Raw genomic sequence first — 13028 nt, 5'->3', positions numbered from 1 at the left:
GCGTTACCCCTCACTTTCTGTCGGTGATGCGTTCGTTTCCGTTTCCTGCCCGTGCACCGGCGGCAGGTCGGCCAGAGAAGAAAGGCCGAACACCCGCAAAAAGGTGTCGGTGGTGCGGAAGCTCACCGGCCTGCCCGGCAGGTCAAGGCGGCCTGCTTCCTCAATGAGGCCCTTTTCCAGCAGGCCCGACACGCTGGACGAGGAATCCACGCCGCGCACCTGCTCGATGAAGGCGCGGGACACCGGCTGGTTGTAGGCGATCACGGTCAGGGTCTCCATGGCGGCGGGGCCAAGGGGCACTGCGCGGCGGCTGTCCAGCAGGCGGCGGATGCAGTCGGCCCACTCGGTCTTGGTGGCAAGCTGCCAGCGGGTGTTCAGGTGCAGCAGGCACAGGCCGCTGTCCTCCCGGGCGTAGCGCTCCCGCAGGGCTTCCAGCGCGGCTTCCACGCTGAGCTGCGGCAGCTGCACCGCCTGGGCCAGCTTGTCGGCACCAATGGGGTCGCCGCTGGCAAACAGCATGGCTTCCACGGCTGCACGGATCTGTTTCTGGTTCATTCCTTCTCCTTATCACGTTGGATGCGGCCCCGCTGCATGGTCAGCTGGCCCTCGTCGTCCAGCTTTACACGGCCGCCGCGCACCAGCTCCAGCAAGGCCAGAAAGGTGGCCACGTTGGTGCTGCGGGTCTGCTGGCGGCTGAACAGCTGGCTCATTTTTGCCGCTGTACCGGCAATCAGGTGCCGCAGAATGTACACCACCCGGCTCGTCACCGACACCATGGGCGCTGTGACCAGCGGCTCGAACTGCTGCTGGGTAGGCTCCCGGCGCAGCTTGGTGCGGCCGGAAAGAACGGCCCAGTCATCCGCCAGCACCTGCGGCGCATGGTGCAGGTCGTAGGTGTTATCGAACTCCATCTCCATGGGCGGACGCACAAAAACCGGCGCAGCTTCGGCCTTTTGGCGCAAAAGCGCAGCCATGCGGCGGCACTGGTCGTACTCGATCAGCTGGCCGGTGAACTCCTGCTTCATGCGCTCGCCCTCTTCGCTGCGGGGCAAAAGCAGGTAGCTTTTCATCTCCACCAGCCGCGCGGCCATCTCGATGAAGGCGCTGGCGGCTTCCGGGTCCGGGTCGGCCCGCGCCACCGTGGCGGTGTACTGGTCGATCAGCTCCAGAATGGGGATGTTGTGCAGGTCCATCTTATGTTTGGCCACAAGCGCCAGCAATAATTCCAGCGGGCCGTCAAAATCTTCCAGATGGAAGGTCAGTTCTTCTGCCACGCTCACACCACCGTCCCAAGGCCGGCATAGTAGATGGAATACGCGATCTTATCAATGTAGCCGGTGCCCTTGCCCAGCAGCTCCCACACGATGTTGTTCAGGTAGTACAGGGGGGTATCCAGTGCGCCGAACCACACTGCCGCCAGCAGGGCGATCATGATATAGCGCTCGTACTTCATCAGGCCAAAGTAGATGCGCCGGGGCAGCAGCACCAGCAGAATGCGGCTGCCGTCCAGCGGCGGCACCGGGATCAAGTTGAACACGGCAAGGCTCACGTTCATCAGCACAAGGTACTGCAGGAACATGGCAATGTAGATGGTGGCATCGTTCACCGGTGCCCAGTAGTACATGAGCTTCCACACCACCATGCCCACATAGGCCAGCAGCATGTTTGCCGCAGGGCCAGCCAGCGCGGTGAGGGCCATGCCCCACTTGGGGTTTTTGAAATTGCGGGGGTCGGTGGAGACGGGCTTTGCCCAGCCCACGCCCGCAAACACCATGCACAGCGTGCCCAGCAGGTCAAAGTGGGCAAGGGGGTTCAGAGAAAGCCGCCCCTGCCGCTTTGCGGTGTCGTCGCCCAGCAGCCATGCCGCCAGCGCGTGGCCGCACTCGTGGAAGGGGATGGCCACCAGCGCCACCAGCGCGCGGATGAGATAATAGATGCCCTGAGAGGTCATTCGATATTCCTGCCTTTTTTCAGTATACCATATATAATACTATTTTTTGAGGTTTTAGACAAGGGGTGTCCAGACGATTTAAAATGATCTCCGCTTCGCTCTGATCATTTCAGCGGAATTTTATTTTTAATTCGTGATTTGTCGCAGCCTGCGGGCTGCTCCAAATCACATTTTCACACAAGGGGTCGTAACAAAAAACAGCATCTGAGTGCATCGGGGCAGTTTTCCAAAAAACCGCAATATTTTTTGAAAAAAGGCTTGCATTTTGCCCGGTAATCTGCTACAATAGTCAAGCTGATTATTTTGATTCCTTACTTCACTGCAGGAGGTGCAAGTACCATGGCTAAATGTGAATGCTGCGGCAAGGGTGTTGCCTTTGGTATCAAGGTTTCTCACTCTCATCGTCGTTCCAACCGTACCTGGAAGCCGAATGTCCGTCGTGTCAAGGCGGTCGTTGAGGGTTCTCCCAAGTACGTCTACGCATGCTCCCGTTGCCTGCGCGCTGGCAAAGTTACCCGCGCTGTCTAATTTGGTGTATGTGGCCGGTCACTTTGTCGAGTGGCCGGCTTTTTTTGTTGCTGTAAGGAGGCAAAACACATGGCTCTGCCCAACGATCCCATCATGCTGCTGAGCGTGGTGAACCTGAAGCTGCGTGATTTTTACAAAAACCTCGATGCTCTGTGCGAAGATCTGGATGCCGACAAGGCCGACCTTTGCGCAAAGCTCAAAGCTGTGGGCTACGAGTACGATGCCCAGCGCAACCAGTTCGTGTGATATTTCCAGAGAAAGCTTTCTTTTGATCGCTAACGACCGGCACCGACGTGCAGCGACTACGCCCGGGCCGGTGAATATAGAAACAAGGAGTGCTTGATTTATGATCCAGGGTACCTATTACAAAGAGTGGAGCAGCGTGCTGAACCGCGAGATGGAGTTCAAGGTATACGGCAGCGCCGGTGTGCCGGTGCTGGCCCTGCCTGCCCGCGGCGGCCGCTTTTATGATTGGGAGAACAACGGCATGCCCGATGCCATTGCCCCGCTGCTGAACGAGGGCAAGGTGCAGCTGTTCTGCGCCGACAGCATTGACGGCGAGGCCGTACTGAACGGCGACATCCCGGTGCGCCGCCGCGCCGAGATGGAGGAAAAGTACTTCGTCTACCTTACCGCCGAGCTGGCTCCCCGGGTGCTGGCCCTGAACGGTGCCGCAAAGGATGCCAAGCTGTGGTGTGTGGGCATCGACCTTGGCGCTGTGCACGCCGTCAACTGCCGCCTGCGCCGTCCCAAGCTCTTTGCCGGTGCCATCGGCCTTTCCGGCATCTACGATCTGGCCCGCTTCTGGGGCAGTGAAGCCGACGATCTGGTGCTGCGCTGCTCTCCCCTGCAGTATCTGGCCGAGAACGGCATCGCCGACAAGCTGGCTCTGGCCAAGGCCGAGGAGAACAGCCTGATGCTCTGCGCCGGTCAGGGTGCCTACGAGGACGATGCCAAAGCCGACACGCAGGCGCTGGCCGATGTGCTGGCCGCACAGGGCCTGCCCGCCCACCTCGAGGTCTGGGGCGGCGATGTCTCCCACGAGTGGTACTGGTGGGGCAAGATGCTGGGCCTGTTTGTGCCGCGGATTCTGGAGAAGTAAAAGTGATTTGATAGAGGGAAGGCATTTGCAGTGCCTTCCCTCTTTTTGTTTGTATTTTTCAATTCCCTACTTGATTTATCGGGTTTGCTGTGCTATACTCATGCTGTAAGATGTATACCCCCTATGGGTAAAGGAGATATTTTATGGACAACGAGAAAAAGCCCTGCTGCTGTTGCGGCACGCCCGCCCAGCCCGAAGCTGCCACGGCTCCGGCCATTGACGCATCCGCTGTGCCCACCGAAAGCGTCACCCCCTCCTGCTGCCGCCACAAGGACCGCACCCCTGAGGAGCACAAGGCCCTGCTGAACCGGCTCAGCCGCATCGAGGGGCAGGTGCGCGGCATCCGCGGCATGCTGGAAAAGGATGCCTACTGCGTGGACATCCTTGTGCAGGTGGCGGCGGCGAACTCGGCGCTGAACAGCTTTTCCAAGGAGCTGCTGGCCCAGCACATCTCCACCTGCGTGGCGGACGACCTGCGCGCGGGCAGCGAGGCAAAGCTGGACGAGCTGGTGAATCTGCTGCCCAAGCTCATGAAATAAGAAGCCCTTTCCCGTGCATACTCAACGTAGGAGTGATATTTTATGGAACAATACAACGTTACCGGCATGAGCTGCGCAGCCTGCTCCGCCCGGGTGGAGAAGGCCGTGAGCAAGGTGCCCGGCGTTGCCAGCTGTTCGGTGAGCCTGCTGACCAACTCCATGGGCGTGGAGGGCACCGCCAGCTCTGCCGAGATCATCAAGGCCGTGCAGGATGCCGGTTACGGTGCCAGCCCCAAGCGTGCGGGCGCGGCGGCTGCCAGCTCCACCAGCGCCGACCTTGACGCGCTGGCCGACCACGAGACCCCCAAGCTCAAGCGGCGGCTCATTGCGTCGCTGGGCTTTCTGCTGGTGCTGATGTACTTCTCCATGGGCCACATGATGTGGGGCTGGCCCCTGCCCCGCTGGTTCGACGGCAACCACATCGCCATGGGCCTTGTGCAGCTGCTGCTGGCGGGCATCGTCATGGTCATCAACCAGAAGTTCTTCATCAACGGCTTCAAGGGGCTCCTCCACGGCTCGCCCAACATGGACACGCTGGTGGCCATGGGTTCCATGGCAAGCTTTGTGTGGAGCACCTACGCCCTGTTCGCCATGACCCGCGCGCAGGTGGACGGCAACAGTGAGCTGGTCATGCACTATATGATGGAGTTCTACTTTGAGTCCGCCGCCATGATCTTGACCCTCATCACGGTGGGCAAGATGCTGGAGGCCCGCTCCAAGGGCAAGACCACCGACGCGCTCAAGAGCCTGATGAAGCTTGCCCCCAAGACCGCCACCCTGCTGCGGGACGGTGCCGAAGTGACCGTGCCCATCGAGCAGGTGCAGAAGGGGGACATCTTTGTGGTGCGCCCGGGCGAGAACATCCCCGTGGACGGCATCGTGCTGGAAGGCACCAGCGCCGTGAACGAGAGTGCCCTGACCGGCGAGAGCATCCCCGTGGACAAGGCTGCGGGCGATAAGGTGAGCGCTGCCACCACCAACCAGTCCGGTTTCCTGCAGTGCCGGGCCACCCGCGTGGGCGAGGACACCACCCTTGCCCAGATCATCCGGATGGTCAGCGATGCCGCCGCCACCAAGGCTCCCATTGCAAAAATCGCCGATACGGTGTCCGGTTTCTTCGTGCCTGCGGTCATTACCATCGCGGTGGTCACCACCATCGTGTGGCTGCTGCTGGGCCGGGAGCTGGGCTATGCGCTGGCCCGCGGCATCTCCGTGCTGGTCATCAGCTGCCCCTGTGCGCTGGGTCTGGCAACGCCGGTGGCCATCATGGTGGGCAACGGTCTGGGTGCAAAGAACGGCATCCTGTTCAAGACCGCCGCTTCGCTGGAAGCTGCAGGCCGCACCCAGATCGTGGCGCTGGACAAGACCGGCACCATCACCAGCGGTGAACCCAAAGTGACCGACATCCTGCCCGCCGAGGGCGTTTCCGAGACGGAGCTGCTCACCCTTGCCGCCGCACTGGAGCGCAAGAGCGAGCACCCGCTGGCAAAGGCCGTGCTGGCCTGCACCGACGCGCAGAACCTCACCGCCCCCGAGGTATCCGGCTTTGCCGCCCTGCCGGGCAACGGTCTGGCCGCAAAGCTGGAGGGCGTGGAGATCTTTGGCGGCAATGCGTCCTTTATCGGCACCAAAGTCACCGTGCCCGCACAGCTGCAGGAGAAGGCCGCAGCCCTTTCCGCACAGGGCAAAACGCCCCTGTTCTTCGGCGGAACAGGCCGTCTGCTGGGCATCATCGCGGTGGCCGATACCATCAAGGAGGACAGCCCCCGCGCCATCCGGGAGCTGCAGGCCATGGGCATCCGCGTGGTGATGCTCACCGGTGACAACCAGCGCACCGCCGATGCCATTGGCAGGCAGGCCGGTGTGGACGAGGTGATCGCAGGCGTGCTGCCCGACGGCAAGGAAGCGGTCATTCGCCAGCTGCAGGCATCCGGCAAGGTGGCCATGGTGGGCGACGGCATCAACGATGCCCCGGCCCTGACCCGTGCCGACACCGGCATCGCCATCGGCGCAGGCACCGACGTTGCCATCGACGCGGCGGACGTGGTGCTGATGAACTCCAAGCTGTCGGACGTGCCCGCCGCCATCCGCCTGAGCCGCGCTGCCCTGCGCAACATCCACGAAAACCTGTTCTGGGCGTTTATCTACAACATCATCGGCATCCCACTGGCCGCAGGTGTGTTCATCCCCTTCGGCCTGACGCTGAACCCCATGTTCGGTGCTGCTGCCATGAGCCTTTCCAGCTTCTGCGTGGTAAGCAACGCCCTGCGCCTGAACCTGTTCGACGTGCACAGCACAAAGCACGATCGTGCGGCAAAAAATGCTGCTTCCCTGCCCGCTGTCTCCGCACAGCCCGCAGCGGTTGCAAATAAAGAGAGTACCAAGGAGGACACTGCTATGAAAAAGACCCTGAAGGTGGAAGGCATGATGTGCGGCCACTGCGAAGCCCGCGTGAAGAAGGCTCTGGAAGCCCTGCCCGAGGTGGACGAGGCCGTGGTGAGCCACGAGGCCGGCACCGCCATCGTCACCCTGAACGCCGAGGTCGCCGACGACGTGCTGAAGAAGGCCGTTGAGGATCAGGACTACCCTGTGACCGGCATCCAGTAAACCGCCGCTGAATACGGAAAGGCCGCTGCATGTGAACCGTGCAGCGGCCTTTTGCATTGGGTTATGCTGTTTTCTTCACAGGAACGCTGTTTTCGTACAGCTCATGCGGGGCGATATCCTGCCCCTCTTCCCACTCGATGCCAATACCGCCCGGCAGCAGATGCACGGTAGCAAAGTAACGCTCATCCTGCAGCCTGCCGTACCACGAGCCGGTGGCATAAGGGGCTGCATCAAACAGCTTTACCTCGCCCGTCTCATAATAAAGGCAGAGCTTCAGCGGTTTTACGGGTTCCACCTTTGTCAGCTTCGGCTGTAACATCCAGAATCACTCCTTACTTCAGCGGGTCGATGCGGAAGAATTGTTCACCATTGCTCAGCAGCTTCCAGTTGGCTTCCAGATCATCATGATGGATCACGATCCATGCCTCCAGCAGTTTCAGCTTGTTCTTCGGAAAGCTGCCTTCCAGAACCGTACCGTCCAGCGCAACCACGATCTCTTCACCGGAATATTCTGCGTGGATATGCGGCATATTATGCTTTCCACCCTGTTCGCGGTACATTCTGACAATGATGCCGTAAAAAATGCTCAGTACCGGCAATTGCACCACTTCCCTTCTCAGTGTCATTTTAACATACAGCAATCAGGTTTTCAAGGCGCATCAGCGGCCTTTTTATCGTGTTTACAGGCTTTTAAAATTGATTCAGAATATCATGGTGTCCGATGTCCAACAGCAGAATGATCGTATCACCGTCGTACTGCCAGATGACCCGCACGTCCATGTTTACGCTGAACTCGAACAAGTCTACCGTGCCTTGAATACGCTTTGTGCGCAGCGACGGATACAGCGGGTCCATTTCCAGAATTTCCAGCTTCTTTTTCAGCTGCGCCCGCTCCGCTGCGTTCAAACGTTTCAGGTTCTTTATGAATCGTTTGGTGTAGGTGATCTTATAATTCATTCGTCCGCACCGTCCAGCGCTTCAAACAGTGCGTCCACAGTGTCGAACACCGGCTGCTCCCCTGCCGCAATTTTGGCCTTTGCTTCGTTGATCTCGCTGCGCAGCTCGTCCAGATACTTTTTGGGGTAAACGGCTACCGGCATCAGCTCGATCACGCCATCCTTCTCCACGATCTCCAGCTTGTCGCCCTCACGCAGGCCCATCTTCATTACAATATCCTTTGGAATGGTGATCTGGGATTTTGTCCTCAATTCCGTCAGCATCCTTCATCCTCCTTTGTGCGATTTTCTTACTTTCTCACTTTTATTATACTCTGCTTTTTTCAAAAAGCAACCATGCACCATAAAATTTTACAAAGCGTCGTTTCTGTGGGTTCTTATTGTATTTCGTCAGAAAGTATGTTAAACTAAAAATGCCGCCCCAAAGGGTGGCGTTAAGGTGCTGTCTGCAAGCGCAGGTGGTCATGCTTCCCTCCGGCAAGCGTCCGGGGGACGTAAAAGCTTATTGTTTGTTCCCCCGTTCGCAAACGCGGAAGGGGGGATGCATCATGGTGTTGAACGATGTTCTGCAGCTGTTCGTCATTGTTGGCGGCACAGTTGGGATTACATTTCAGATCGCATGGGCAATCTTCAAAGAGATCCATAACAATAAGAAATGACCGCCCCTGTCTCCAAACGGTAAGCGGTCATTCTTATTGATCCAACCGGAAGGAGCTGACCATTGCGGACAGCACCTTTTCTATTTGTAGTATAGTTATTTTTTGCCGTTTTGTCAAGAGAAGGTGCCCGCCTTCTCTTTTTCTTTCCCCATTTTCCTGTGCATTTTCACCCCGGAAGCTGTGGCTTTTTGCGCAAAAACTATTTGTTGACACGTTGTTTTTTCAGAGTTATACTTATTGCAACAACATTTGGTTTTGCTTCCAGTTATAAACCACAGCGAAAGGAGAAATGTATTTTGGGAGTATCCATTCAGGACCGCACAGACTTTCTGAACATGCTGGATGCCTGCAGGACCGAGCAGCAGCTGTTCAGCCGCCTGACCTTTGCGGTAATGTTCCACCAGACCGACCCGGCTGCACGGGAAGACCTGCTGGACGACGTGCGCGGCGCAGCCTGCAACATGCAGCTGCCCGCCGTCAATTACAAGATCGATCAATGGCTCAACACCTGCAAGCAGGCGTGGCAGGCCGACCCCGCAGCCTTTATGGCAGCCGTGAACGCGGACGCAAAGCAGCGCAAGCTTGCACTGGAGGGCAGCGCGGCGCAGCCCGGCCTGCTGGCCGATGTGCCCATGCAGAGCGTGGCGTGGCTGGTGCCGCAGCTGCTGCCGCTGGGCGAAGTGTCGCTGCTGGGTGCCGACGGCGGCACCGGCAAGGGCATCTGGCAGGCACAGCTCATTGCCTATGTGACGGCGGGCAAGACCTCCGGCTTTTTTCCGCTGCCGCCGCAGCAGACCGGCAAGGTGCTGCTGCTTGCGGGCGAGGACGACCCCGGCAAGGTGCTCAAGGCCCGTCTGCTGGCGGCCGGGGCCGACATGAACCGGGTGCTGGTGCTGACCGCCGACGACTACTTTGGCAAGACCGGCCAGCCCCTTACCCTCAAGGATCAGGCACTGGCGGATTTTGCCGCCAAGGCCGGGCCGCTGCTGCTCATCGTGGACCCGCTGCAGAGCTTTCTGCCCTCCGATGTGGAGATGGCAAGCCGCAACCAGATGCGCAGTGCCCTGCTGCCGCTGCGCGCCATTGCCGCAAAGCAGGGCTGCGCGGTGCTCATCGTGATGCACTCCAACAAAAAGCAGGGCGTTTCCGGCCGCGCACGTCTGGCCGACAGCTCGGATATCTGGGACATGGCCCGCAGCGTGCTGATGATGGGCCGCGCCAAGAACGACGGCAAAATTTATCTCAGCCACGAGAAAAACAGCTACGCCCGCCCCCAGCAGACGGTGCTGCTGCACATCGACGATGTGGAGGTGGAGGGCGTAAAGACTGCGCGGGCCGTGTTTGACGGCTACACCGACAAGAAGGATGCCGACTTCATTGAGGAGCGGCGGGTGCGCACGGCGGAGACCCGGCAGGACACCCGCAGCGCCATCCTGAACGTTCTGTCCGAGAGCCGCCTTGGGTCGATGCCCAGCAACGAGCTGCGCGCCGCCGTCCTGCGGGAGATCGGGTGCAGCGACAGTACATACAACCGTGTGTACAGTGAGCTTGTAAAATCCGGCGAGATCGCAAAGCACCAGATCAATCAGGGCGGCAACGTACGCAGTTGGTTCACTGCCATGCCCTACCGTGGAGAAACAAGTGACAAAGTGGCGAAATTATAACGCATCTATGTTTATAATTGTCTGTTTGTCAATTTGACAAAGTGACCCTTGCTGACAAAGTGACTCTGTTTGCCACGCTGTTGTCAGTTTATCAGCTTGACAAAGTGTCTTTTTTCACGCTCATTCGTCAAAAATCAGTCACTTACTCAGATAACGCTCCCACAGTAGCACCTGATAAAGTTCCCTGAGACCAAGGGCTGTGGGCTGGGAGCTTTCTCCGCGAACAGCCCGGAACCCACGGTTCCGCCCCTGTGCTTACGCACGGGGCCCCACTTCCCGGACATTCGCTGGAGAAACTCCCAGCCCACAGTCCAGCCCGTACCTTAACTCCTCGCCAACTCCTCCACCGTGATGCAGCACACGGCAAAGGCCAGCAGGGCGCAGTCCAGCGGCACGCGGCGCAGCACCACCACCCGTTCGGTCAGGGTGGTAAAGGTCTGCACGGCCTGCACCGGCACGGTGCTGCCCAGCCAGAACAGCGCCACCGAAAGCGGCAGATGCACCGCCCGCGCTGCCAGCAAAGGCCGCAGCGAGATCTCGGCCGGGCAGATGGTGCGCACCTGCAAAAGCACCGACACCCCCTGCACACTGAGCGCCGCACAGCACAGCGTGCTGGCCCACAGCCCGGTGCGGGCGGCCTGATCGCAGCCGGAACACACTTCCAGCAGCATGGCGGGCAGCGCCGCCCACGGCTGTGGCAGCAATGCCCCGCACCCTGCCGCCAGCAGCCGGAAGTACAGCACAAAGCCGCAGAGCTTCAGGTAGGTCACTGCCGCCTGCGCGATCACCGCATCCAGTGCGGGCAGCTGAATGGTTTCCCCCTGCGCGGGTGGAGCCTGCCCGGCCCCGCCCTGCATCCGGCACAGCAGCGCCGCCGTGAGGTATCCCGCCAGCAGCTGGGCCGCAAACAGCCGCACCCCCACCGCGCGGCTGCCCAGCATCTGCTGCCCTACCGTGAGGATGACAAAGGACGGCCCGCTGCACACACAGGCGGGCAGCAGCGCCGAGGCCTGCCGGGAGGTGAGCTGGCCGGTGCGCACGGCTTCGGACGCAGCCACCGCCGCCGGTGCAAAGCCCCCCAAGGCCCCAATGAGCAGCACGCCGCCCGCACCCTTTGCCCGGATGCCCATGAGCCGCGCCGCAGGCCGGAACACAAAGCCCAGCCACTGCCCGGCCCCGCAGCCTGCCGCCAGCGCCGATACGATGAGGAACGGAAACAGCGATACCAGCAGCGGCCCGCCGCACAGCCGCAGCCCCGCCTGCAGGGCATCGGCACAGCGCTGTGGCGCGGCAAACACCAGAAACGCCGTGTACCCTGCCAGCGCCAGCAGCACGCCCCGCCGGAAATTCCAGCTTCGATTCATAACTCAGCCCTCCGCATCCATATATATGTAGCAGCGCGCCGCGGGCAGAACTGCGGGATGGGAGGGAATGGGATGTGTGCCAAGCGCAAAAAGCGGCTTTTGCTGCAAAGCTGGCTGGCCCTGCTGTTCCGTCAGCCGCCGCAGGGCTTTTACCACGCCCCTGCCGTCTACCTGAGCGGGGGCCGCATGGAGGTGGAGCACTTTTGCCGCATTCTGGCCTACAGCCCCGACCGGCTGTGCCTGCAGATGCCCCATGGCCGGTTGACCATCTACGGCGACGGGCTGAAGATCGTCACCCTTACCGCCAGCCGCCTGACCCTGCGGGGGCGGTTCGTGCGCACGGACTTTGCGGATGACTAGGAGGTGCCCATGGAACCGGTAAGCCTTTGGGCCGCGGTGGAGTTCACCGCATGCAATGGCAGCACCGAAGCCCTGCTTACCGCTGCCGCCCGGGCCGGGCTGCATCCCTACGGGGTAACGGCCCTGCCGGGAGGGTTTGGCGGGCGGTGCGCCGCGTGGCAGTACCCGCGCCTTGCCGCGCTGGCCCGCAAGCGCCGGGTGCGGCTGCGCATCCGCCGGAAGCTGGGGCTGTATTTCCGTCTGCGTCCCTTGCTGCGCCGGGCCGGGCTTTGGGCGGGGCTGGCGGTGTTTGTGCCGCTGCTGCTCTTTGCACAGCAGTTCGTCTGGTATGCGGACACCTCTTCCCTCACCACCGGACAGGCTGCGCGGGCCTGCGCCGTCCTGCGGGAAGCGGGCCTGCAGCCCGGTGCGGCTGTGACCGAGGCAAAGCTCACCGCCGGGGAGTACGCCCTTTTGCACAGCGGCGAGTTCTCCTGGGCCAGCCTGAATTTTGCCAAAGGGCGGCTGGTGGTGGAAGCCGCCGCGGCCAGGCCCAAGCCGGACATTGCCGCCGGAACGCTGCACGGCATCCGGGCCAGATGCAGCGGCACTGTTCTGCGCACGAACCTTACCAGCGGCACCATGCTGGTGCAGCCGGGCCAGCAGGTGGAAGCCGGGCAGGGCCTCATTGGCACAGCCCGCGCCGAGCGGGACGGCACCCTGATCTTTGCGCCCGCCGCCGGAACGGTGGTTGCGCAGTTTGAGTGGAGCGACACCCGCACCGTGCCCTTGGAAGAGACGGTGCAGCAGTACACCGGCGCGTGCACCCGCGCATACCGGGTGGCAGCGTTCGGGCACACCTTTCCCCTGCCCGCCGCGCCTGCGCCGGAACATGCGGCGGTGATCCTCCGGCACTTCCAGCCGGAGGTGCCGCTTCTGGGCCTTGCCCTGCCCTGCTCTGTGGAGGAGACCTGCTGCTATGTGCAGCAGCCGGAAACGCTGCACCGCACCGAAGCGCAGGCCGCCGCGCTGGCCCGGCTGCAGAGCCTGCAGGCGCTGTACGCCGCATGGCCGGACGCGGAGCACATCGCCCGCAAAGAGGACTGCACCGTGAACGGCAATGTACTGGACTATACCGTCACCTACACCGTGGCAGCGGACATCTGCGGGTGAAAGGATTCCCGTTGTAATTCGTCAAAAAGTATGCTAAACTAAAAATGCCACCCCAAAGGGTGGCGTTAAGGTGCTGTCTGCAAGCGCAGGTGGTCATGCTTCCCTCCGGCAAGCGTCCGGGGGACGTAAAAGCTTATTGTTTGTTC

Annotated in this window: 16 protein-coding genes; 8 read left to right on the top strand and 8 right to left on the bottom strand. The window is 60.9% G+C overall.

The features are described from left to right. Window positions 1–3 precede the first annotated feature (3 nt). From scpB to GKG36_RS01885, 3 genes are read right to left on the bottom strand one after another with little or no spacing between them, the layout of a single operon-like run. Window positions 4–555 carry an SMC-Scp complex subunit ScpB gene (gene scpB, locus GKG36_RS01895; protein WP_005941268.1) on the bottom strand — a complete coding sequence of 184 codons (552 nt, stop codon included), beginning with the start codon at window positions 553–555 and terminating at the stop codon, window positions 4–6. Beyond that, window positions 552–1274 carry a segregation/condensation protein A gene (locus GKG36_RS01890; protein WP_173012855.1) on the bottom strand — a complete coding sequence of 241 codons (723 nt, stop codon included), beginning with the start codon at window positions 1272–1274 and terminating at the stop codon, window positions 552–554. Before GKG36_RS01890 ends, scpB begins: the two co-directional genes overlap by 4 nt. A 2-nt stretch (window positions 1275–1276) precedes the next feature. Next, complete coding sequence (locus tag GKG36_RS01885) at window positions 1277–1951, bottom strand: site-2 protease family protein (RefSeq protein ID WP_154258804.1); 675 nt, start codon at window positions 1949–1951, stop codon at window positions 1277–1279. 339 nt (window positions 1952–2290) lie between these two features. On the opposite strand from GKG36_RS01885, the gene rpmB reads away from it, so the two are divergent. The 5 genes from rpmB to GKG36_RS01860 all read left to right on the top strand — a co-directional run bounded on the left by rpmB (window position 2291) and on the right by GKG36_RS01860 (window position 6727). Beyond that, the gene (gene rpmB, locus GKG36_RS01880; protein ID WP_082210844.1) at window positions 2291–2479 is read left to right on the top strand and encodes a 50S ribosomal protein L28; all 189 of its coding nucleotides are present in this window, start codon (window positions 2291–2293) and stop codon (window positions 2477–2479) included. Between the two features lie 69 nt (window positions 2480–2548). After that, the gene (locus GKG36_RS01875; RefSeq protein ID WP_097777911.1) at window positions 2549–2725 is read left to right on the top strand and encodes a DUF4250 domain-containing protein; all 177 of its coding nucleotides are present in this window, start codon (window positions 2549–2551) and stop codon (window positions 2723–2725) included. Between the two features lie 100 nt (window positions 2726–2825). Continuing rightward, a complete protein-coding gene (locus tag GKG36_RS01870; RefSeq protein ID WP_005941285.1) occupies window positions 2826–3581 on the top strand; it encodes an alpha/beta hydrolase-fold protein in 756 nt (251 codons plus the stop codon). 143 nt (window positions 3582–3724) lie between these two features. After that, window positions 3725–4120 carry a metal-sensing transcriptional repressor gene (locus tag GKG36_RS01865; protein ID WP_154258802.1) on the top strand — a complete coding sequence of 132 codons (396 nt, stop codon included), beginning with the start codon at window positions 3725–3727 and terminating at the stop codon, window positions 4118–4120. A 42-nt stretch (window positions 4121–4162) separates the two neighbouring features. Next, on the top strand, window positions 4163–6727 hold the full coding sequence (locus GKG36_RS01860; protein WP_154258800.1) for a heavy metal translocating P-type ATPase: 2565 nt from the start codon (window positions 4163–4165) through the stop codon (window positions 6725–6727). A gap of 61 nt (window positions 6728–6788) precedes the next feature. Here GKG36_RS01860 and GKG36_RS01855 read toward each other — a convergent pair whose 3' ends face one another. The 4 genes from GKG36_RS01855 to GKG36_RS01840 form a co-directional block, all read right to left on the bottom strand. Further along, window positions 6789–7046 (bottom strand): DUF2442 domain-containing protein, encoded by a 258-nt coding sequence (locus GKG36_RS01855; RefSeq protein WP_097777914.1) that lies wholly within the window; start codon window positions 7044–7046, stop codon window positions 6789–6791. Window positions 7047–7059: 13 nt separating this feature from the next. After that, window positions 7060–7332: a DUF4160 domain-containing protein gene (locus GKG36_RS01850; protein ID WP_243145067.1), complete on the bottom strand. Its 273-nt coding sequence runs from the start codon at window positions 7330–7332 to the stop codon at window positions 7060–7062. A gap of 85 nt (window positions 7333–7417) precedes the next feature. Then, window positions 7418–7684 (bottom strand): type II toxin-antitoxin system mRNA interferase toxin, RelE/StbE family, encoded by a 267-nt coding sequence (locus tag GKG36_RS01845; protein WP_097774883.1) that lies wholly within the window; start codon window positions 7682–7684, stop codon window positions 7418–7420. Beyond that, window positions 7681–7947, bottom strand: a complete 267-nt coding sequence (locus GKG36_RS01840; protein WP_097774882.1) for an AbrB/MazE/SpoVT family DNA-binding domain-containing protein — start codon at window positions 7945–7947, stop codon at window positions 7681–7683. The genes GKG36_RS01845 and GKG36_RS01840 overlap by 4 nt, the downstream gene beginning before the upstream one ends. A 691-nt stretch (window positions 7948–8638) precedes the next feature. On the opposite strand from GKG36_RS01840, the gene GKG36_RS01830 reads away from it, so the two are divergent. Next, entirely contained in the window at window positions 8639–10006 is a 1368-nt protein-coding gene (locus GKG36_RS01830; protein ID WP_154258795.1) for an AAA family ATPase, read from the top strand. Window positions 10007–10329: 323 nt separating this feature from the next. Here GKG36_RS01830 and GKG36_RS01825 read toward each other — a convergent pair whose 3' ends face one another. After that, entirely contained in the window at window positions 10330–11370 is a 1041-nt protein-coding gene (locus GKG36_RS01825) for a hypothetical protein (protein ID WP_097777917.1), read from the bottom strand. A 72-nt stretch (window positions 11371–11442) separates the two neighbouring features. Between GKG36_RS01825 and GKG36_RS01820 the strand changes: the two genes are divergently transcribed. Continuing rightward, the gene (locus GKG36_RS01820; protein WP_242961860.1) at window positions 11443–11730 is read left to right on the top strand and encodes a YabP/YqfC family sporulation protein; all 288 of its coding nucleotides are present in this window, start codon (window positions 11443–11445) and stop codon (window positions 11728–11730) included. Between the two features lie 9 nt (window positions 11731–11739). Continuing rightward, window positions 11740–12882, top strand: a complete 1143-nt coding sequence (locus tag GKG36_RS01815; RefSeq protein ID WP_154258793.1) for a sporulation protein YqfD — start codon at window positions 11740–11742, stop codon at window positions 12880–12882. The last annotated feature ends 146 nt before the right edge of the window (window positions 12883–13028 follow it).

This window comes from Faecalibacterium sp. BIOML-A1 (assembly GCF_009679715.1).
Classification (GTDB): Bacteria; Bacillota; Clostridia; order Oscillospirales; family Ruminococcaceae; genus Faecalibacterium; species Faecalibacterium taiwanense.
This window is presented reverse-complemented; position numbering and strand designations above follow the sequence as displayed.